Source organism: Mumia sp. Pv4-285 (assembly GCF_041320275.1).
In the GTDB taxonomy this organism is placed as follows: domain Bacteria; phylum Actinomycetota; class Actinomycetes; order Propionibacteriales; family Nocardioidaceae; genus Mumia; species Mumia qirimensis.
Map to the genome: position 1 here is coordinate 15,195 of NZ_CP162023.1, position 20,161 is coordinate 35,355.

18 protein-coding genes are annotated in these 20,161 nt (G+C 69.5%); 6 read left to right on the top strand and 12 right to left on the bottom strand.

Features of this window, described 5'->3' with window-relative positions:
- Nucleotides 1–52 precede the first annotated feature (52 nt).
- The 3 genes from AB3M34_RS00070 to AB3M34_RS00080 all read right to left on the bottom strand — a co-directional run bounded on the left by AB3M34_RS00070 (nucleotide 53) and on the right by AB3M34_RS00080 (nucleotide 5,534).
- Nucleotides 53–2,713: a dipeptide ABC transporter ATP-binding protein gene (locus AB3M34_RS00070; protein WP_370617039.1), complete on the bottom strand. Its 2,661-nt coding sequence runs from the start codon at nucleotides 2,711–2,713 to the stop codon at nucleotides 53–55.
- A gap of 10 nt (nucleotides 2,714–2,723) precedes the next feature.
- Nucleotides 2,724–3,812: an ABC transporter permease gene (locus tag AB3M34_RS00075; protein WP_370617040.1), complete on the bottom strand. Its 1,089-nt coding sequence runs from the start codon at nucleotides 3,810–3,812 to the stop codon at nucleotides 2,724–2,726.
- A gap of 126 nt (nucleotides 3,813–3,938) precedes the next feature.
- Nucleotides 3,939–5,534 (bottom strand): ABC transporter substrate-binding protein, encoded by a 1,596-nt coding sequence (locus AB3M34_RS00080; RefSeq protein ID WP_370617041.1) that lies wholly within the window; start codon nucleotides 5,532–5,534, stop codon nucleotides 3,939–3,941.
- A gap of 295 nt (nucleotides 5,535–5,829) precedes the next feature.
- On the opposite strand from AB3M34_RS00080, the gene glyA reads away from it, so the two are divergent.
- The 3 genes from glyA to AB3M34_RS00095 are packed head-to-tail and all read left to right on the top strand — an operon-like array spanning nucleotide 5,830 to nucleotide 8,379.
- On the top strand, nucleotides 5,830–7,122 hold the full coding sequence (gene glyA / locus AB3M34_RS00085; protein WP_370617042.1) for a serine hydroxymethyltransferase: 1,293 nt from the start codon (nucleotides 5,830–5,832) through the stop codon (nucleotides 7,120–7,122).
- A complete protein-coding gene (locus tag AB3M34_RS00090; protein WP_370617043.1) occupies nucleotides 7,119–8,000 on the top strand; it encodes an SURF1 family protein in 882 nt (293 codons plus the stop codon). Before glyA ends, AB3M34_RS00090 begins: the two co-directional genes overlap by 4 nt.
- Before the next feature lie 22 nt (nucleotides 8,001–8,022).
- Nucleotides 8,023–8,379, top strand: coding sequence for a DUF3817 domain-containing protein (locus AB3M34_RS00095; RefSeq protein WP_370617044.1), 357 nt, complete (start codon nucleotides 8,023–8,025; stop codon nucleotides 8,377–8,379).
- A gap of 22 nt (nucleotides 8,380–8,401) precedes the next feature.
- On the opposite strand, the gene AB3M34_RS00100 is transcribed toward AB3M34_RS00095, so the two are convergent.
- Together AB3M34_RS00100 and AB3M34_RS00105 are read right to left on the bottom strand one after the other, a co-directional pair.
- The gene (locus tag AB3M34_RS00100; RefSeq protein ID WP_370617045.1) at nucleotides 8,402–9,178 is read right to left on the bottom strand and encodes an enoyl-CoA hydratase/isomerase family protein; all 777 of its coding nucleotides are present in this window, start codon (nucleotides 9,176–9,178) and stop codon (nucleotides 8,402–8,404) included.
- Nucleotides 9,179–9,180: 2 nt separating this feature from the next.
- Nucleotides 9,181–9,789 (bottom strand): hypothetical protein, encoded by a 609-nt coding sequence (locus tag AB3M34_RS00105; protein WP_370617046.1) that lies wholly within the window; start codon nucleotides 9,787–9,789, stop codon nucleotides 9,181–9,183.
- A 129-nt stretch (nucleotides 9,790–9,918) separates the two neighbouring features.
- Here AB3M34_RS00105 and AB3M34_RS00110 point away from each other — a divergent pair, with 129 nt between their 5' ends.
- Nucleotides 9,919–10,440, top strand: a complete 522-nt coding sequence (locus AB3M34_RS00110; RefSeq protein WP_370617047.1) for a peptidylprolyl isomerase — start codon at nucleotides 9,919–9,921, stop codon at nucleotides 10,438–10,440.
- 25 nt (nucleotides 10,441–10,465) lie between these two features.
- Nucleotides 10,466–11,371, top strand: coding sequence for a rhomboid family intramembrane serine protease (locus AB3M34_RS00115; protein WP_370617048.1), 906 nt, complete (start codon nucleotides 10,466–10,468; stop codon nucleotides 11,369–11,371).
- Nucleotides 11,372–11,381: 10 nt separating this feature from the next.
- On the opposite strand, the gene AB3M34_RS00120 is transcribed toward AB3M34_RS00115, so the two are convergent.
- Nucleotides 11,382–12,146 carry a DUF881 domain-containing protein gene (locus tag AB3M34_RS00120; protein ID WP_370617049.1) on the bottom strand — a complete coding sequence of 255 codons (765 nt, stop codon included), beginning with the start codon at nucleotides 12,144–12,146 and terminating at the stop codon, nucleotides 11,382–11,384.
- A 108-nt stretch (nucleotides 12,147–12,254) separates the two neighbouring features.
- On the opposite strand from AB3M34_RS00120, the gene AB3M34_RS00125 reads away from it, so the two are divergent.
- A complete protein-coding gene (locus AB3M34_RS00125; protein WP_370617050.1) occupies nucleotides 12,255–12,548 on the top strand; it encodes a cell division protein CrgA in 294 nt (97 codons plus the stop codon).
- A gap of 124 nt (nucleotides 12,549–12,672) precedes the next feature.
- On the opposite strand, the gene pknB is transcribed toward AB3M34_RS00125, so the two are convergent.
- The 6 genes from pknB to AB3M34_RS00155 all read right to left on the bottom strand — a co-directional run bounded on the left by pknB (nucleotide 12,673) and on the right by AB3M34_RS00155 (nucleotide 20,080).
- Complete coding sequence (gene pknB, locus AB3M34_RS00130; protein WP_370617051.1) at nucleotides 12,673–14,484, bottom strand: Stk1 family PASTA domain-containing Ser/Thr kinase; 1,812 nt, start codon at nucleotides 14,482–14,484, stop codon at nucleotides 12,673–12,675.
- Nucleotides 14,485–14,557: 73 nt separating this feature from the next.
- Entirely contained in the window at nucleotides 14,558–16,033 is a 1,476-nt protein-coding gene (locus tag AB3M34_RS00135; protein ID WP_370617052.1) for a peptidoglycan D,D-transpeptidase FtsI family protein, read from the bottom strand.
- Nucleotides 16,030–17,415 (bottom strand): FtsW/RodA/SpoVE family cell cycle protein, encoded by a 1,386-nt coding sequence (locus AB3M34_RS00140; RefSeq protein WP_370617053.1) that lies wholly within the window; start codon nucleotides 17,413–17,415, stop codon nucleotides 16,030–16,032. Before AB3M34_RS00140 ends, AB3M34_RS00135 begins: the two co-directional genes overlap by 4 nt.
- Nucleotides 17,412–18,731, bottom strand: a complete 1,320-nt coding sequence (locus tag AB3M34_RS00145) for a PP2C family protein-serine/threonine phosphatase (protein WP_370617054.1) — start codon at nucleotides 18,729–18,731, stop codon at nucleotides 17,412–17,414. The genes AB3M34_RS00140 and AB3M34_RS00145 overlap by 4 nt, the downstream gene beginning before the upstream one ends.
- Nucleotides 18,732–18,740: 9 nt before the next feature.
- Nucleotides 18,741–19,226, bottom strand: coding sequence for an FHA domain-containing protein FhaB/FipA (locus AB3M34_RS00150; RefSeq protein WP_370617055.1), 486 nt, complete (start codon nucleotides 19,224–19,226; stop codon nucleotides 18,741–18,743).
- Nucleotides 19,223–20,080, bottom strand: coding sequence for an FhaA domain-containing protein (locus AB3M34_RS00155; protein ID WP_370617056.1), 858 nt, complete (start codon nucleotides 20,078–20,080; stop codon nucleotides 19,223–19,225). Before AB3M34_RS00155 ends, AB3M34_RS00150 begins: the two co-directional genes overlap by 4 nt.
- Nucleotides 20,081–20,161 lie beyond the last annotated feature (81 nt).

The following is a 20,161-nucleotide window of genomic DNA, read 5'->3' on the forward strand; positions in this document are numbered from 1 at the left end:
CCAGGAACGATAGCTGCGGCGAGCGCCGGACCCGGCGCCCGCCGCCAGACTGTCACTCCACGTCGGAGAGCAGCTGCCCGCGGACCTCGCGCCGGCGACGCTGCTCCGCAGGGTCCGGCACCGGGACGGCCGCGATGAGCTGCCGGGTGTACTCCTCGCGCGGCGTGTGGAGAACCTCCTGCCGCGTCCCCTCCTCGACGATCCGCCCGTGCCGCATCACAGCGACCCGGTTGGCGAGGGCGTCGACCACGGCCAGGTCGTGGCTGATGAAGAGGCACGCGAACTGGAGCTCGCGCTGCAGCTCGGCGAACAGGTCGAGCACCTTCGCCTGGACCGACACGTCGAGGGCGGACGTCGGCTCGTCCGCGATGAGCAGGTCGGGGTCGAGCGCGAGCGCCCTGGCGAGGCTCACCCGCTGGCGCTGACCGCCCGACAGCTCGTGGGGGTACCGGCCCGCGTACGTCGCGGGCAGCTGCACACGGTCGAGAAGTGCTGTGACCTTGGCCCGCTGGTCGGCGGACGACAGGTCGCTCTGCACCTTGAGCGGCTCGGCGACGCACTCGCTGATCGTGAGGTACGGGTTGAGCGAGGCAGCCGGGTCCTGGAAGACGAACCCGAAGCGCCCACGGTGAGGACGCAGCCGGCGGTCGGAGAGCGTGGTGATGTCGTCATCACCGATCAGCACCGTGCCGTGCGTCGCCTTCTGGAGGCCGACGGCGACGCGTCCGAGCGTGGACTTGCCGCTGCCCGACTCACCCACGAGCCCGAGCACCTCGCCGCGCCGCAGCACCACGTCGACGTCGTCGACCGCGCGGAACGACGGCTGGCCCAGGCGTCCGGCGAACTCGACGGTCACGCCCTGCATCGTGAGAACCGCGGGTGCCGACTCGTCCACGGGCGGTGCTCCCGCGCCGTGGCCCAGGTGAGGCACGGCGTCGAGGAGGCGCCGCGTGTAGGGGTGGCGAGGCTCGGAGAAGAGCCGGTCGACCGAGGCCTGCTCGACGATCTCGCCCCGGTACATCACGACGGCACGGTCCGCGACGTCCGCGACCACACCCATGTTGTGCGTGATGAGGACGATCGCGGTGCCGAGCCGGTCGCGCAGGTCGAGCAACAGCTCGATGATCGCGGCCTGGACGGTCACGTCGAGTGCCGTCGTGGGCTCGTCCGCGATGATCACGTCGGGCTCGAGGGCGATCGCCATCGCGATCATCACCCGCTGCTTCTGGCCTCCCGACAGCTGGTGCGGGTAGTAGTCGACCCGTCGCTCGGGATCGGGCAGCCCCACCAGCTCGAGCAGCTCGACGGCACGAGCCCGCGCGGCCCTCTTCGACATGTCACGGTGCGCCCGGATCATCTCGACGATCTGCCAGCCGACCGTGTAGACCGGGTCCAGGGCCGTACCGGGCTCCTGGAAGATCATCGAGACCTGGTCGCCGCGGACAGCGCGGAGCTTGCGCTCCGACATCCCGATCAGCTCCCGGGAGTCGTCGCCCGACGTCCGGAGGAGCGCCGAGCCCGACACCGAGGCCGTGGCCGGGAGTAGTCCCATCACCGCGCGGGAGGTCACGGACTTGCCGGAGCCGGACTCGCCCACGACCGCCACCACCTCGCCCGGGGCGACGTCGAAGCTGACGCCCTTGACCGCGCGTACGGGCGCTCCTCCGGTGTGGAAGGTGACGGCCAGGTCCGTGAGGCTCAACGACGCCACCCGGCGTACGTCCTCGTCGACGGCGGCCGCCTCCTCGGCGACGCTCTCGTCGAGACCGGACTCCGCGACCGCCTCGTCGTACTCCTCGCTGATCTCCTGCTCGTCCACGGTGGTCGTGTCGCCACCGCGTGCCTTGAGGAGCGGGTTGAGGACGTCGTTGAGGCTCTCCCCCACGAGAGTCACGCCCATCACCATCAGCACGATGGCCATGCCGGGGAAGACGCCGGTCCACCAGATGCCGTTCGTGGCGTCCGACATCGCCTTGTTGAGGTCGTAGCCCCACTCCGCCGCCGAGGACGGCTCGATGCCGAAGCCGAGGAAGCCGAGCGCGGCCAGGGTCAGGATCGCCTCGGAGGCGTTGAGGGTCGCGATGACCGGGACCGTCTGCCGCACGTTGGCGAGGATGTGGCGGAAGAGGATGCGCGGGGTGCGGGTGCCGACGACGCGCGCGGCATCGACGTACGGCTCGACCTTCACCGCGAGCGTGGCGTTGCGGACGACCCGGAAGTACTGAGGGATGAACACGACCGTGAGCGCGATCGCGGCGGCGAGGACACCGCCCACCACCCCGGACGAACCACCGCCGACGACGATCGCGACGACGATCGCGAGCAGCAGCGACGGGAACGCGTACAGGGCGTCCATCACCAGCACGAGGCCGCGGTCGATGGGGCCCGACAGGAATCCCGACAGCAGTCCGAGCGGGACACCGATGACGAGCGAGAACGAGACGGCGAGCACGATGACGGCGACCGCCGTACGAGCGCCGTAGATCACGCGCGACAGCACGTCCTGGCCGCCGACGGTCGTGCCCCACCAGTGCTCGGAGGACGGCGGCTGCTGCGTGCCGAACGGGACTCCGTCGACGCGGGTCTCGTTGAACCCGTACGGCGCCAGCCACGGCGCGAAGACGGCGAGGATGAGGAAGACCGTGACGAGGACCAGGCCGGCGACGAGCATGCCGCGCTGGAGGCCACGGGTGGACTTGAGCAGAGAGATCATCGGTGTCTCCTCAGAACCGCACGCGGGGGTCGACGAACGCGACGATGACATCGATCAGGAGACTCGCGACCGCCACGACGATCGCGATGACCGTGACGATGCCCTGGACGGCGATGAAGTCGCGTTTCACGAGGTAGTCGGCCAGCGTGTAGCCGAGCCCCTGCCACTCGAACGTCGTCTCGGTGAGGACCGCTCCGCCGAGCAGCAGCGCCACCTGCAGGCCCATCACGGTGACGACCGGGACGAGGGCGTTGCGATAGGCGTGCTTGCGGACGACACGGCGCTCCGCGATCCCGCGCGCGCGGGTCGCGGTCACGTGGTCAGTGCGCAGGGTCTGGATCAGGTTGACGCGCACCAGTCGGAGGAAGACGCCGCCCGTGAGGAGTCCGAGCGCGATCGCGGGCAGGATCGCGTGCTTGAGCACGTCCCACACGTACGCAGGATCGCCCCACAGGATGGCGTCGACGATCATGATGTGCGTCTGCGGGTCGACGTCCTGCAGCGCCAGCTCCACCGATGTGCTCGCCCGTCCGGCGACCGGGAGACCCAGGGGCACGAACGCCAGCTTGAGCAGCAGGCCCACGAAGAACACCGGCGCCGCGTAGACCAGGATCGAGAAGACCCGGAGCATCGCGTCGGGCCAGGTGTCGCGGTGGCGTGCCGCGAGGCGACCGAGCGGGACGCCGATCGCGAACGCGACGAGCAGCGCCCAGAACGCGAGCTCGAGGGTGGCGGCGCCGTTGACGATGAACACGTCGGAGATCGCGCGTCCGTCGGTCATCGCGGTGCCGAAGTCACCGTGGAGGATCCCGGTGAGGTAGTCCCAGTACTGCTGGAAGAGCGGTGCGTCGAGGCCCGCGGCCGCCTTCCGCTCGTCGATCTGCTCAGGCGTGAGCCGCCCGCCCTGCGCCGCGCTGATCGGATCGCCGATCACGCGCATCAGGAAGAACACGAACGTCACGAGGATCCACACCATCGGGACCACGAGTGCGAGACGGACGAGGAGGTAGCGGGTCAGCGGGCTGAGGCCCCCCGACCCACGCCGGGGACTCGGCGCCTCGGGCTGATCAGGACCGGTCAGGAGCTCGGTCGTCGCCATCGGCTCAACTTTCAGGAGGGTGCGTTCAGGGGTGCAGACGAGCAGGGGCGAGCCCCGGCCGTGGCCGGGACCCGCCCCTCGTTCAGGTGGTGCTCGAACCGCCTGAAACGTCGATCGAGCAGTCCGTCACTTCGACAGCGAGGTCAGACGGAACTTGAACGCCGCGTCGAGCGTGTTCTCCACGCCCTTCACGTCGTCGGTCGCGACCGCGACCTGCGCACCCGTCAGGAGCGGCAGCGTCGAGATCTGCTCCGCGGCGAGCTTCTGCACGTCGCCGAGGATCTGCTCGCGCTTCGCCTTGTCGGGCTCGGTGCGCTCCGCCGCGAGGAGGGCCGTCATCTGCGGGTCCTCGTAGTGGTTGCCGATGAAGTTGCCCTTGTCGAAGAACGGCGTGACGTAGTTGTCCGCGTCCGGGAAGTCCGGGAACCAGCCGAGCTGGTAGACCGGGTACGAGTCGTTGACCCGCTCCTCGTTGTACGTCGTCCACTCCGCCGACTGCAGGTCGACCGTGAAGAGGCCGGTCTCCTCGAGCTGGCGCTTGACCTCGTTGTACTCCTGGTCGGAGCTGCCGCCGTAGTGGTCGGGGTTGTACTGGAGTGCGATCGTCACCGGCGTCTTGACCCCGGCGTCGGTGAGGAACTTCTCGGCCGCAGCCTTGTCCGGCTTCTCGCCGTACAGCTCCTTGAAGGCCTCGGTCGCGCCCGGCAGACCCTCGGGGATCGGCGAGTACGCCGGCACGTAGGTGCCCTTGTAGACCTGCTCGGAGATCGCGTCGCGGTCGACCGACGAGGCGACGGCCTTGCGGATGGCGAGCTTCTGCGCGTCGTCGGCGCCGGGCATCGTCTTGAGGTTGAAGACGATGTAGCGGAGCTCGCCGCCGGCACCCTTGTGGACGGTGACGCCGTCGGTGTCCTCGAGGCTGTCGATGTCCGTCGGGGTCAGCGACCGCCACGCGACGTCGATGTTCTTCTTCTCGATGTCGAGCTTGAGGTTGTTGCTGTCGGCGTACGTCTTCAGGGTGACCGTGTCGACCTTCGGGTCGTTGTAGGCGCCGTCGTAGTCGTCGTTCGCCTTGAACTCCGCGAGCTGGCCCTTCTCGTACTTGCCGATGGTGAAGGGGCCTGAGAAGCCGTTGGCCTCGACGGCCTCCTCGTCGGAGAGCGCCTTGTCGGCCGGGTACGTCTGCTCGTCGACGATCGGACCGGCCGAGGTCACGAGCACCTGCGGGAAGGTCTGGTCGTTCGGCGTCTTGAGGGTGAAGACGACGGTCTTGTCGTCCTTCGCCTCGACCTTGGCCATGTTGACCAGCAGCGACGCCGGGCCGTTCGGGTCCTCGATGTCGACGATGCGCTGGAACGAGAACGCCACCGACTTGGCGGTGAGCGGGTTGCCGTTGGCGAACGTCAGACCGTCCTTGATCGTGCACGTGTAGGTCGTCGGCGTGTCGAAATCGCACTTCTCCGCCGCGTCGGGCTGGGGCTCCGTCTCGCCCTCGGGGAAGTTCAGCAGGTACTGGTAGACCTGCGTCTGGACCATGAGCGAACCGTTGTCGTACGCGGCGGCCGGGTCGATCGAGACGACCTTGTCGGTCGTTCCGACGACGAGGCTGTCACCGCCCGAGCTCGAGTCACCGTCGCTGTTGTTGCCTGCGCCGCACGCCGAGGCGCCCAGGGCCAAGGCCGTGGCACCCGCGAGAGCGGCAGCTGCTCTCAGCTTCTTCACGTCGTTCTCCTCGTGTCGGAGGTGCCCGGCCGAAGGATCTCTCGCCCGGCAGAGCGTCGTCAGGAAGACAGTCCGTATTCCGGACAGCCCGACGGCACGCTACCCCTGCCCCGTCGTGCGGACCTAGGCGCGGGGGGCAACCTTCACGCGACTGTTACCAAGCCGGGCACCACTTCTCGGTGGCCGCCGCCGTCCCTCTCGGCCCACGCCTGAGGGTCGGCCGTACGGGCCGCCGGTTAGGCTGGGAGGGCGAATCCTCCGCCTTCCGCCCGTCGCCGTGCACAGGAGTCACTCGATGACCACCAACCAGCCCTCCGCGCTGAACCAGTCGCTCGCCGAGTTCGATCCCGAGGTCGCCGCCGCCATCGACGCCGAGCTCGGCCGTCAGCGCGACACCCTCGAGATGATCGCGTCGGAGAACTTCGCGCCGCTCGGTGTCCTCCAGGCCCAGGGCGGGGTCATGACCAACAAGTACGCCGAGGGATACCCGGGCAAGCGCTACTACGCCGGCTGCGAGTTCGTCGACGTCACCGAGAACCTGGCGATCGACCGTCTCAAGGCGCTGTTCGACGCCGCGTACGTCAACGTCCAGCCCCACTCGGGGGCCCAGGCCAACGCCTCGGCGATGCACGCGCTGATCAAGCCCGGCGACACCATCCTCGGTCTCGACCTTGCTCACGGCGGCCACCTGACGCACGGCATGAAGATCAACTTCTCGGGCAAGCTCTACAACGTCGTGGCGTACCACGTCCGGGACGAGGACCACCTCGTCGACATGGAGGAGGTCCGTCGCCTCGCCCACGAGCACCGCCCGAAGCTCATCATCGCCGGCTGGTCGGCGTACCCGCGCCAGCTCGACTTCGCCGAGTTCCGCGCGATCGCCGACGAGGTCGACGCCAAGCTGATGGTCGACATGGCGCACTTCGCCGGTCTCGTCGCCGCGGGCCTGCACCCCAGCCCGCTCCCGCACGCACACGTCGTCACCTCCACGACGCACAAGACGCTCGGCGGCCCCCGCGGCGGTGTGATCCTGACCAACGACGAGGAGGTCGGCAAGAAGATCCGCTCCGCGGTCTTCCCCGGCCAGCAGGGCGGCCCGCTCGAGCACGTCATCGCCGCGAAGGCGGTCGCGTTCAAGATGGCCGCGCAGCCGGAGTTCAAGGATCGCCAGGAGCGCACGCTCGAAGGCGCGCGCATCCTCGCCGAGCGCCTCACCGCCGACGACATGAAGAACGTCGGGGTCAGCGTCCTGACCGGCGGCACCGAGGTCCACCTCGTCCTCGTCGACCTGCGCGACTCGACGCTCGACGGCCAGCAGGCCGAGGACCGCCTTCACGACGTCGGTATCACGGTCAACCGCAACGCCATCCCCAACGACCCGCGTCCGCCGATGGTCACCTCGGGGCTCCGCATCGGCACGCCGGCGCTCGCGACGCGCGGCTTCGGCGCGGACGAGTTCCGCGAGGTCGCCGACATCATCGCCGATGCCCTCCAGCCCGAGCTGGTCGACGCGGAGTCGCTGCGCAAGCGCGTCACGGCACTGACGGACCGCTTCCCGCTCTATCCGTCGCTGGCGCCGCTGGCGTGAGCACGCCTCCTGCCTCGTCCTCCCGACCCGTGGGGTGGTTGTCACCGCGACTGTGGGGCCTGCACGCCCTGGTCGTCGTCGCGGTCGCCTTCACGGTGTCGCTGGGGCTGTGGCAGATGGGCGTCTACGACGACCGCCGAGCGGAGGCCGGTACGCCTCACCAGGACGCTCCGGCCATGCCGCTGTCCGAGGTGCTGAAGCCCGACGAGCCGTTCACCACCTCGGCCTCGTACCAGCACGTGACGTTCACAGGCTCGTACGCGCCCGCTGACGAACAGGTCTGGGTGTCCGGCCGGGAGCAGGACGGTGAGGTCGGCTACTGGCTCGTCGCGCCGGTGGTCGTCGGCGACGCCGAGTCGACCTCGGACCGCGATCCTGCGCTCCTGGTCGTACGAGGGTGGGTCGCCGACATCGGAGCGGGCGCCTTCCCGGCGGTGCCGGAGGGCACGGTGGAGATCGAGGCAGTGCTCCAGGCGAGCGACGCGCGTGGGTCAGGCTTCGACGAGGAGACCCGGACCCTCGACGGCGTGCGGATCCCGCGGCTGGTCAACGAGATGCCGTACGACCTCTACGGCGGGTACGGGATCGTCACCGCGCAGGACCCCGCCGACGAGGCGGGTCTGACGCCGGCCGAGGTCCCCGAACCGGTCGTCGACAGCTCGGCGGGGATCCGCAACCTCTTCTACGCCATCGAGTGGTGGATCTTCGGAGCCTTCGCGATCTTCATGTGGTGGCGCATGTGCCAGGACGTCCGTCGCTCCGGCAGCTCAGGCACCCCCGAGCCGACACGCGTCCCGGCAGCGAAGCGGGCCGCTCACGAAGCCGCGCGTGCCCGGGCGGACGGTGCGCGCGAAGACACGTCGTCGTCGGTGCGTTGAGCCGCGCGGGTACCCTCGAACGGTGCCCAAGACACTCACCGCGTACCGGATCCTCGCGCTCGTCGTCAGCTTCTTCGTGATCGCCGTCGTCGGCGGCTGGATCATCAAGATGGTCGTCACCGAAGGCACGACGTTGCACGACATCGGCGAGTTCACGGCGTCGATCTCGCCGATCCACGGTGTGTTCTACATGGTGCTGCTCGTGATCACCGCGGTCCTGTCGCGGCAGGCCGGATGGACCGTCGGGTTCACGCTCACCACGATGCTGCTGGCCACGGTGCCCTTCGTGTCGTTCTGGGCCGAGCACCGGGCGACGCAGCACACCAAGGAGCTGTGGGCCACGTACGAGGCCGAGGCAGAGGCCGCCGCGACCCGCTAGGCCCTCTGGCACTCGACGGCGGTCAACGACCGGCGTACGTCGCGTTGCCGGGCCCGTCCTCGAGGAAGGACCGGATCGCGCTGCGCATGTCCTCGGTGTCGTACAACGCCGCAGCGATCGTCGTGATCTCGGCATCGGCGGCAGCCACACCGCCCCGCTCGACCGCCCTCAGGACGTCCTTCGTCGCCGCGTGAGCGCGGGTCGGCCCCGAGGCCAGCGACGTCACCAGTGCCGCGACGGCATCGTCGAACTCGTCGACCGTGTGCACGCGGTTGACGACGCCCCACTGCTCGAGCGTCGCGGCGGCGTACAGGTCACCCGTCATCACGAACTCCTTGGCGCGGCCGATGCCGGCCCGCGAGGCGAGGCGCTGGGTGCCGCCCATCGTGGGTGTCAGGCCGACGACCTTCTCGACGAGGCCGAACTTGGCCCGGTCCGAAGCGACGATGATGTCGCAGGCCAGCGCGACCTCGAGGGCCCAGGTGAGACAGAGCGCATGGGCGGCGAACACGACCGGGTAGTCGAGCGCGGCGATACGCAGCGGCAGCTCGAGCATCCGGTCGAAGAGGACCTTGCCCTCGGCCGCGGACGTCTGTGCGTCGAAGAGCGAGACGTCGACCCCGCCGGAGACGACCTTGCCCTCGGCGCGGATCAGGAGGGCGCGGGGTGGATCCGCTGCCAGCGCGTCGAGGGCGTCCTCGAACCCCTGGTGGAGCTCGAGCGAGTAGAGGTTGACCGGCGGTGCCGCGAACGTGAGGGTCGCGGCACCGCTCGGATCACGCGTCAGGGTGACAGTCACCCTCAGATCTTGTCGGACGTCCGCTCAGGTCCCGAGTCGGGGTCGTCTCCGAGGTGTGCACCACCCGTGCCCAGGTCCTGGCCCTCAGGGGGCTGGGGGGCGGACGGACTCGGAGGAACGACGACCTTCTCGGTCGGCCGGACCGGCTCCGGAGGCGGCGGAGGCGGCGTGTAGCTGCCGCCCGACGGTGACGACGTCAACTTCTTGACGGCGAACGCGATCGCGCCACCGATCGCGGCGACGAAGAAGAGCTTGCGTACGCGGTGCTTCTTCTTCGGCTTGCCCAACGACTCCGCATCGGCGTCCGCCTGCTCCTGAGCCTTCACCGCTGCCGCTGCCGCAGCAAGGGCGGCGAGCTCGGCAGCACGCTTGCGCGCCTTCTTGGCCTGGCGCTTGGACAGGTCCGCGGCCGCCTTGGCTCGCTCCTGCGTGTCGGTGACCGTCTGGGCCACCACCGGGGCGGCAGCCTCGCGGGCTTCGCCGACCTTGGGACCGACGGTGCTGACGAGGGAGTCCGCCGCGTCCGAGACGGACTGGGAGGCACTCTCCCAGAGGTCTCCGGCCTTGTCGGCGAGCACCTCGCTCTTGGACTTCTTCTTACGCAGCAACATGATGGGCCTTTCCGTGGAACGGCGTGGTCTCTGTCCACCGTACCGATCTGGCGGTGCCACCGCTGATGGCTCGGGTCTGGGACCTGCGTGGGAGGATGGACGGCAGAAGCACCGAAACGAGAGGCAACCGTGGCTGACCAGTCTGTGACCCTGAAGACCAACCGTGGTGACATCACCATCACGCTCTTCCCCGACCACGCACCCAAGACCGTGGAGAACTTCGTGGGTCTGGCGACCGGTTCCAAGACCTGGCGCGATCCGAGCACCGGTGAGGAGAGCAACGCCCCGCTGTACGACGGGACGACCTTCCACCGGGTCATCGACCAGTTCATGATCCAGGGCGGCGACCCGCTCGGCACCGGCACCGGCGGCCCGGGCTACCAGTTCGAGGACGAGTTCCACCCCGAGCTCCAGTTCGATCGTCCCTACCTGCTCGCGATGGCCAACGCCGGCCCGGGCACGAACGGCTCGCAGTTCTTCATCACCACTGTGGCGACGCCGCACCTCAACCGCCGCCACACGATCTTCGGCGAGGTCGCCGACGACGAGAGCAAAGCGGTCGTCGATGCGATCGGCAGCACCCCGACCGGCCGCATGGACCGTCCGTCCCAGCCGGTCGTGATCGAGTCGGTCGTCGTCTCCGAGGCCTGAGCACCCTGAACCGGACGCCACGGCGATGACCCAACCCCCGCACGAGGCCGGGGCGACACCTCGACAGGTGCCGCCCCGGTGCTACCTGCACCCCGACCGCGAGACCTACATCGCGTGCCAGCGTTGTGGCCGGCCGATCTGCCCGGACTGCATGCACGAGGCGTCGGTGGGCTACCAGTGCCCCAACTGCCTGCGTGCGGGGCAGGCGCAGGTGCGCCAGGCCCGTACGGCCGGTGGGGGGCTCGTCCCCGGACGGCCGGGTGTGGTGTCGACCACGCTGATCGGCATCAACGTCGTCGCCTACGTCCTGATGATGGCGACCGGCGGCCTCGGCGACAGCGTGCTGTGGTCGTGGGGCGTCATGCTCGGCGACACGGCGGTCTTCGCCAACGGCGAGTCGCTCGAGGTGCTGCGGGGTGTCGCCGACGGCGCCTACTGGCGGCTGCTCACGTCGGCGTTCCTGCACGCCAGCGTGCTGCACATCGCGTTCAACATGTATGCGCTGTACCTCTTCGGGCCCGTGCTCGAGCGCTACCTGGGCACGGTGCGGTTCGTTGCCGCCTACCTGACCTCGGCGGTCGCGGCATCGGTGTTCGTCTACGTGCTGACGCCGCCCAACGTGCCGACGCTCGGTGCTTCAGGGGCGATCTTCGCACTGTTCGGGATGGCGCTGGTCATCATGTTCAAGCAGGGACAGGACGTCCGCGGACTTCTCGCGCTGGTCGCCATCAACGTGGTGATCACGTTCCTGCCCGGCCTGGACATCAGCTGGCAGGGCCACCTCGGCGGGTTCGTGACCGGCCTCGTGCTCGGTGCGGCGTTCGCCTACGCGCCCCGCGCGCGTCGGGCGCTCGTCCAGTACGCGGCGTTCGGTGCCGTGTGGGTCGGGATCGTCGCCGTGACGATCCTGCGGACGCTCCAGCTGAGCTAGCGCGCTCGCCTCACTGGTCGACGCGGGTCGCGTACTTGAGGTCGACCGTCCCCGAGTAGGCGGGTGCCACGATCTCGGTCTTGGAGTCGATCTCCAGGCCCAGCTGGTAGCGGTCGGCATAGTCGCGATAGATCTCCACCGCGCCGGACCGGCTCAGCCCGGCGTACAGGTCGGAGACGTCGCCGACGCCCTCGATCACGTACGGCGGTGAGTAGGGGACGCCGTTGAGGATGACGGTGTTGCCGACGCACTTGATGCCGGTGGTCGAGATGAGCCGCTGCCCCTGGAGCGTGACCGCCGAGGCGCCGCCCTCCCACAAGGCGTTGACGAAGGCCTGGATGTCCTGCTGGTGGACGACGAGGAGGTTGGGGTCGAGCCCCGGCTCGTCGACCTCACGGGGCGCGTCCTCGAGGACGACCCTCAGCCCCGGACCGGTGACTTCGGTGAATCCCGCCGGCCCTCTGAGCTGGCGGACCTCGCGCCGGGCCTCGACGACGTCACGGTTGTCGACCTCGTCGGTCAGAGACTCGATCTGCCGACCGAGGTCGTCGACCACCTGCTGCTGCGAGGCGACCTTGTCGCGCCGCTGGTCGAGCAGCGTCGGGAGGTCGGTGACCTCCTTGCGGAGGTCGTCGCCTTCGGCGCTGATCGCGCTGGTCACCAGGAGGACACCGGCGAGCGCGGTGGTCACGGGCACGGCGATCCGCCACGGGCTGTGCCGCCACGTACGAAGCCGCTTGCGGGGCCCCGTCGCATCGTCGTCCTGGACCGTCACGGGTGCTCTCCTTCTCGACCCCGAGGTGCGACGACTACGCTAGCGGACAGAACCAACTGTCCTCGCCGCCCCGTCAGGGGTGCGCCCTTCCCTGTCGAGGTGTCCTGAGTGTCCGAAGCCGAGTCCAACAAGTCCGCAGCGCGGTCCGGAAACCCCGCGAAGCGCGAGGCAGCGGCCGCGCCCGCCAAGGAGCCCCGCAAGAACGCCAAGCCGGTCAAGATCGGCAACCGCTGGGCTGCGCCGCTGATGATCGCGTGTGCCGTGATCGGTCTGCTGTGGATCGTCGCCTTCTACGTGGCGGGCAACGAGATCCCCGGCATGAAGGATCTCGGCTCGTGGAACCTCGTCGTCGGGATGGGCTTCATCGTCGCCGCCTTCGGCTTCGCGATGAAGTGGGAATGACGCGTTCCTGAACGACCGCGCGACCGACTTACACCGGTGTAGTTCTCCACATTGGGGATAACACCTGTGGACGACGAAGGCCCTGGGATCACCGATCCCAGGGCCTTCGGCGTACGAGCGAGCGCTATCCGCCGTCACCCTCCGGGTCGAACGGGTCCGGCGGAGGCTCGACCGGATCCTCCGGGACCGTCGGGTCGGTCGTCTCCGGTCCCGTGGACACCGTGAGGATGATCTGCGCGCCCGGGTCGGCCTGCTCGCCGGCACCGGGGATCTGCTCCGTGACGGTCCCCGCGGGCTGGTCGGACTGGGTCTCGATGACCCGCACCTCGAAGCCGGCGTCCTTGAGGATCTGCTCGGCCTCGTCGCGCATCTTGCCGACGACGTCGGGGACGTCGGTCTTGCCGGCGGAGACGGTCAGCGTCACCGACGTCCCGGGATCGACCTTCTCGCCCGGGACCGGGTCGGTCTTGAGGACCTCGTTCTTGGGGGCGTCGTCCTGCTGCTCGACGACCTCGGCCTTCAGGCCCAGCGCGTCGAGCTCCTCACGCGCCTGCTTGGCCTTCTTGCCGATGAGGTACGGGATCTCCACCAGCTCGGGTCCGGTGCTGACGACCATGTTGACGGTCGTGTCGGCGCCCTTGGGAACGTCGATCCCTGCGACCGGGTCGGTGGAGATGACATTGCCGGCCTCGACGTCGGCACTCGGCTGCTCCGTGACGTCGCCCAGGGTGAAGCCGTACTCGTCGCCCGTGAGCCGGCGCTCGGCGGCATCGCGGTCCATGTTGGTGACGTCGGGCATCGCGACCTTCGCCACGGGTGGCGGGTCGTTGCCGGCGATCAGCTTGGGGATGCCCCAGGCGGCGAGCCCGACCACCAGGAGGGCGACGACCGCCGACAGGATCCAGATCCAGCGCTTGCTCTTGCCCTCGTCCTCGTCGTCGGCAGACGGGAGCACGGCCGGCGCCAGGGCTTCGGTGGCCGGCGCGGCGGCGACAGCGGCGTACTGGGCCGTCGGTGCGGCGGACGCCGCCGTGGGCTGCCCGGCGAGGACACGCTCGATGTCGGAGCGCATCGCGGCTGCGCTCTGGTAGCGCTCGTCGGTGCGCTTGGCGAGCGCCGTCGCCACAACCCGGTCGATCGCGGGCGTGACCTCGGGATTGAACGCGGACGGCGGCGGCGCCTGCTCGCGGACGTGCTGGAGGGCGACCGACAGCGGGCTGTCGCCCTGGAACGGGGGCCTGCCGGTCAGCAGCTCGTACAGGAGGCAACCGGTCGAGTAGATGTCGCTGCGGGCGTCGACGGTCTCACCACGCGCCTGCTCGGGCGAGAGGTATTGCGCGGTGCCGACGACGGCCGCAGTCTGGGTCATCGCCGAGGAGGTGTCGGCGATCGCTCGCGCGATGCCGAAGTCCATCACCTTGACCTGACCCGACGGGGTCAGCATCACGTTGGCGGGCTTGATGTCGCGGTGGATGATGCCGGCGCGGTGGCTGTAGTCGAGGGCCGCCAGGATGTCGGCGGTGATCTCGAGGGTGCGCTCGGGCAGGATCTTGCGGCCCTCGCGCTCCATCTCGCGCAGCAGGTCGCGCAGCGTGCGTCCCTCGACGTACTCCATCACGATGAACGGCACGGTGTGGCCGTCGGGACCGGTGGCCTCACCCGTGTCGTACACGGCGACGATGGACGGGTGGTTGAGGGCCGCCGCGGACTGGGCTTCACGCCTGAACCGGGCGAGGAAGGTCGGATCGCTGGCCAGGTCGGTGCGGAGGCGCTTGATCGCCACCGTGCGGCCGAGCCGCAGGTCACGGCCGATCCGGACCTCGGCCATGCCGCCACTGCCCAGCAGGCCACCGATCTCGTAGCGGTCGCCGAGGCGTCCGTACGCTCCTGGAGGCCCTGCGTAGCCCTGTCCGGGGCCGGTGGGCGTTTCGGTCATCGTCTCCTGCTTCCTTCATGGCAACTGCTCAAAAATAGCGGCTCGGCGGTGAGATGCCGTGTGCGAGGCCACGTCATCGGCCGATCACCGCCTCGATGATCGACTTCGCGATGGGTCCGGCGAGGCGGCCGCCGGAGATGTCGTCGCGTCCCGTGCTGGACGACTCGACCACCACCGCGACGGCGACCTTGGGGTCGTCGGCAGGGGCGAACGAGACGAACCACGCGTAGGGAGGACGGTCAGGCGTGGACTGTGCAGTCCCCGTCTTGCCACCGACCTCGACGCCCGAGATCGCGGCCGGTGCGCCGGTGCCGTTGTCCACCACGTCGACCATCATCTGGCTGAGGCTGGCAGCCGTCCCGCCGGAGATCGCGTCCCTGATCTTCTCGGGCTCGGCGGTCTCAATGGTCTTGAGATCCGGGGAGCGCACGGTCGAGACGAGGTAGGGCTGCATCAGCGCGCCGCCGTTCGCGATCGCGCCGGTCGCCATCGCCATCTGCAAGGGGGTCGCCGACACCTCGAACTGCCCGATGCCGCTCTGCGCGAGCTGCGGGGGCTCGAGCTCGACGTCGGGATCTTGCGTGAACTGGCTCGGGTTGCTGGGGACCTGGTCGATCGGGCGGCGCGAGAAGCCGAACGCGTCAGCCTGCTCCTGCATCCCGGCCTGACCGACCTGCATCGCCAGGTCGCCGAAGGTGACGTTGCAGGACACCTCGAGCGCCTGCGTGAGCGTGATCTTGTTGCCGCCGCAGTTGCCGCCGCCCTGGTTGACCAGCTCGTACGACCCGAAGCCGGGCGCCGAGAGCGACGACCCGCCCTTGACCGTGCTGTCGGGCTTGAGGCCGAGCTTCTCCATCGCGGCCGCCGCGGTGACGATCTTGAAGGTCGACCCCGGCGGCAGGCTCTGCTGGGTGCTGCGGTTGAGCATCGGCTGGTTGTCGTTGGCGTTGAGCCGCTCCCACGCGTCGGACACGGCACTCAGGTCGTGGCTCGCGAGCACGTTGGGGTTGTACGTCGGGGTGCCGGTCATCGCGAGAACGGCCCCGGTGCTCGGGTCGATGGCGACGGCGGCGCCCTTGGCGTCACCGGGCAGGTCGGCGAGGCCCTCTGCTGCGGCGCGCTGCGCCTTGCGGTTGACCGTCAGCGAGACGCTGCCGCCGCGGGGCTGGTTGGAACCGATGAGGTCGACCACACGGTTGACGAACAGGCGGCTGTCGCTGCCCGACAGGATCGAGTTCTGGGACTGCTCGAGCGCGCTGCGTCCGTACGTGTAGCTGAAGTAGCCGGTGATGTCGGCGTACAGCTTGCCGTCGGGATAGCGACGCTGGAACTGCCACTGGTCGTCGACCGGGACGCTCTCGGCGATCGGACGGTCGCCGACCAGGATCGGACCGCGCTCGCGGGAGAACTCCTCGTCGATGACGCGGCGGTTGCCGTTCTTGGCGTTCAGCGTCTCGGCGTCGACGAACTGGATGTAGTTGACGGCGAGGAGCAGCGACACGAAGAGCGCCAGGCACACGAGCGACATCACGCGGATCGGCCGGTTCACAGCTTCACCACCTGGGTCGCGTCGTCCATCTGGAGCGGGGCGGACTCCGGCGGCGGGCGACGGCTCTGGTCGCTGATGCGCAGCAGCAGGGCGATGATCGCCCAGTTCGCGAGGATCGACGATCCGCCGTACGACATGAACGGCGTCGTCAGACCGGTCAACGGGATGACCCGGGTGACGCCGCCGACGACGACGAAGACCTGGAGCGCGATCGAGACGGCGAGGCCTGCCGCGAGGAGCTTGCCGAACGCGTCACGGCACAGCAGCGCCGTGCGCAGGCCACGCTCGACGATCAGGGCGTACATGAGGATGACCGCCATCGCCCCGGCCAGGCCCAGCTCCTCGCCGATCGAGGCGAAGATGAAGTCGGAGTAGCCGAACGGCGTGATCTCGGGGCTGCCCTGCCCCAGCCCGCGACCGAGGAGACCGCCCCAGGCCATGCCGTACAGGCCCTGCACCAGCTGGAACGTGCTGTCGCTCACCGGGAACGGGTGGAGCCATGCGTCGATCCGCGACTGCACGTGGCTGAACGTCATCGCGGCGAACGTCGCACCACCGAGGAACAGCGTGGTGCCGACGACGAGCCAGCCGGGCCGCTCGGTCGCGATGTAGAGCATCACGACGAACAGGCCGAAGAAGAGCAGCGAGGAACCGAGGTCGCGCTGGAAGACGAGGACGCCGAGGCTGACGAGCCAGGCGACGAGGATCGGGCCGAGGTCGCGTCCACGGGGGAAGTCGATGCCCATGAACCGGCGACCCGCCAGAGCGAGGGCGTCGCGCTTCACGACGAGGTAGCCGGCGAAGAAGATGGCGAGGCAGATCTTGGCGAACTCGCCCGGCTGCAGGCTGAACGCACCGACGCGGACCCAGATGCGGGCGCCGTTGATCTCGGTGCCGATCACGGGAAGGAGCGGCAGGAGCAGCAGCACGAACGCGACGAGTCCGAAGGTGTAGGTGAAGCGCTGGAGCTTGCGGTGGTCGCGCACGATCAGCAGGACGGCGACGAACAGCGCGAGACCCAGCACCGTCCACAGCACCTGCCTGCCCGCGAACTGGTTGGCGTCGGCGCCGGACTTGTCGATCTCGGCGAGGTCGATCCGGTAGATCATCGCCACGCCCAGGCCATTGAGGGTGACGACGAGCGGCACGAGCACCGGGTCGGCGTACGGGGCGATGAACCGCACCACGAGATGGGTGGCGACCGCGATCACGACGAGGCACACCGAGAGACCGACCACGAACCCGGGGATCTTGTCGCGGGCTCCGAGCCCGACCGCACAGAACGCGGCGATCACGATGCACAGTGCCAGGGCGACGAGGACCGCCTCGGCGCCTCGGCGCTTGCGGTAGACGACGGCGCTGGAGGGAGTCGGTGTGCTCATTCGGCACCTCCGCACTCGGCGCCGGGCGTGTTGGCCCGGGCGGGGTCGGCGCACAGCGCCGCGATCTCGCGCAGCTGCTGGACGGTGTCGCGCGCGTCGTCGAGCGACGTCGACGTGATGCCCTTCTCAACCTGCTCGGCCCGGAAGGTGGGCAGCGAGGCGACCGTGACGTCGGTGACCTCTTCGACGCTGTCGAGGTCGATCAGAGGCACGTCGGCCTGGATGCCGCGGAAGATGGTGACGTTGCCGTCGGACGTGCCGACGTAGAACTGGTCCTGGGTCCAGTCGTACGCGAGCTTGCCCGCGAGGGCGAGGAGACCGACGACGACCAGGAGCACCGCCAACCGGCGGACCCAGGGATGGCGACGAGGCGGTCGCGGCGCGTAGCGGAGGGCTTCGGGGTCGTTCGACTCGCGGCGGGCGCCGTCGACGCCGTCGGTCTCGTCCTCGTCGACCGCCTCCACGGCGTCCAGGCTCGTCGACGTGGACGTCTGGCGGCCACCGCGGCGTGCCTGCTCGGCGGCCGCGCCGACGAGCATGGGCTGGCCGTCGGCGCTGGCCAGTGACGGATCGACCGGCGCGTCGAGGTCGATCATCTCGCCGAGGATCACCGTCACGTTGTCGGCTCCACCCGCGGCGAGCGCGCGCTGGACGAGCTCGACGGCCGCCGCGTCGACGTTGGGGGCGGTGCGCAGCACGTCGGCGATGCCCTGGTCGTCGACCATGTCGGAGAGGCCGTCGCTGCAGAGGAGGTAGCGGTCGCCGACCTGGGGCTCGATGAGCGTGAGGTCGGGCTCGGACTCGTCGCGTCCGAGCAGCACGCGCAGGATCAGCGAGCGGTTGGGGTGCGTCCGTGCGCCCTCACGGGTGAGCCGGCCTTCGTCGACCAGGCTCTGGACCAGGGTGTGGTCCTTCGTGATCTGGTGCAGCTGTCCCTCGCGCATGAGGTACGCGCGGGAGTCGCCGATGTGGGCGAGGCCGAACGTCGTGCCGTTCCACAGCAGCGCCGTGAGGGTCGTGCCCATGCCTTCGACGCTCGGGTCGTCCTCGATGACCTCGGCGAGACGGTCGTTGGCGCGGTGGACGGCGCCGGCGAGCGCCTCGATCACGTCGCCCGAGGGGGGACCGTCCAGGCGGCGTACGACGTGCATGACCTCGGACGACGCCAGGTCACCGGCCGCGGCGCCGCCCATGCCGTCCGCGATCACCAGCATGTGCTGGCTGGCGAAGCCGGAGTCCTGGTTGGACGAACGACGCCGCCCCACGTCGGAGAGCGCGACGTAGGTGTAGCCGAGGCGGAGCTGTTGGGTCGTCACGGCGCCGTCCTACTTCCGGAGCTCCACCACGGTCTTGCCGAGGCGTACGGCGACGCCAAGGTCGACCGGGACGGGGGACGTCACGCGTGTGCTGCCGAGGTAGGTGCCGTTGGTGGAGCCGAGGTCCTCGACGTACCACTGCTGGCCGTTGGTGGAGAAGCGTGCGTGGCGGGTCGACACGTAGTCGTCGTCGAGGCGGATCGCAGCGTCGGTGCCGCGTCCGAGGAGGATGTCGGCACCGGTGACGGGGACCATCTGACCGGCGTTGGGGCCGTCGATGACGACGAGGGTGGACGGCATGCCGCGCTTCGGCTTGCGGCCACCCTTGGGTGTCTTCTGCTTGGGGGCCTTCTGGCGGGGCTGCTTGGGCGCGCGCGGGGTGTCGACCTTGGCGCCGAAGATGTCGGACCGGATCACGGACACGGCGGACAGGACGAACAGCCAGAGAACCGCGAGGAATCCGAGCTGGATGAGGGTCAGCGTCAGGTCGGTCACCAGCGACCACCTTGCGGACCGGCCTGCGGAGGCGGTCCTGCGGGTGGGATCGGCCCCGAGCTGGGCATCGGGCCCGACGGAGCGGACGGGCGCGGGCCGGACGGTGCGACCGGGCCGGTCGGACCGACGGGAGGACCGGGGCGGGCGTGGGGGTTGCGGACCACGATGAGCGTGTTGCCGAGCTGGATCCGAGAGCCGTCGGCCAGCACGGCATGGGTCACGCGCCGACCGTCGACCACGATGCCGTTGGTGGACCCGAGGTCCTCGATCGCGACGCGCACCCCGGCACCCTCGACGATCAGCCGCACCTGGGCGTGACGACGCGAGACACCGGGGTCGTTGATGCGCAGCTGGGCCTCGGTGCCGCGGCCGATCACGACGCCGGGGGGCTCGACGGGATGGCGGACGCCGTTGACCTCGAGCACGAGCGGTGCCTTGGCGACCGCGGTGTCGGTCATGCGGACGCCGGCAGCCGGCGTCACCGCGGCCGACGCGCGCGAGCGGATGCGGAACCGGCCGGTCGTGAGGTCGGGCTGGTGGACGAACTCCATCTTGAGAGGGCCCGCGAGCGTGTAGTGCTGCTCGGCGACGTGCTCGTGCACCAGCTCCGAGAGCTCGCCCGACAGCGTGCCTCCGTACGGGGCGAGGCGCTCGTAGTCGGTCTCTGCCAGCTCGACGGTGAAGTCGTTGGGGACCAGGACACGATCGCGCGACAGGATCTGGGCGCCGCTGTCGAGCTCGCGCTGCAGGGCGGCTGCGATCTCGACGGGCTGCACGGCGCTCTGGAACACCCGGGCAAAGGCACCCGACACAGCATTCTCGAGCCGTTGCTCGAAGCGCTGCAGCACTCCCATCGCTGCGACCTCCTCCAGTCGTCGGTGCCGTCGTCGTACGGACACGCGTACTCTTTCGGACGAGAGCACCGCGCGTCCACC

Excerpts from the sequence above, each read along its gene's own strand:
- AB3M34_RS00070 (WP_370617039.1), bottom strand. The coding sequence starts at position 2,713 with ATGATCTCTCTGCTCAAGTCCACCCGTGGCCTCCAGCGCGGCATGCTC.
- AB3M34_RS00075 (WP_370617040.1), bottom strand. The coding sequence starts at position 3,812 with ATGGCGACGACCGAGCTCCTGACCGGTCCTGATCAGCCCGAGGCGCCG.
- glyA (WP_370617042.1), top strand. The coding sequence starts at position 5,830 with ATGACCACCAACCAGCCCTCCGCGCTGAACCAGTCGCTCGCCGAGTTC.
- AB3M34_RS00105 (WP_370617046.1), bottom strand. The coding sequence starts at position 9,789 with ATGTTGCTGCGTAAGAAGAAGTCCAAGAGCGAGGTGCTCGCCGACAAG.
- AB3M34_RS00115 (WP_370617048.1), top strand. The coding sequence starts at position 10,466 with ATGACCCAACCCCCGCACGAGGCCGGGGCGACACCTCGACAGGTGCCG.
- pknB (WP_370617051.1), bottom strand. The coding sequence starts at position 14,484 with ATGACCGAAACGCCCACCGGCCCCGGACAGGGCTACGCAGGGCCTCCA.
- AB3M34_RS00140 (WP_370617053.1), bottom strand. The coding sequence starts at position 17,415 with ATGAGCACACCGACTCCCTCCAGCGCCGTCGTCTACCGCAAGCGCCGA.
- AB3M34_RS00155 (WP_370617056.1), bottom strand. The coding sequence starts at position 20,080 with ATGGGAGTGCTGCAGCGCTTCGAGCAACGGCTCGAGAATGCTGTGTCG.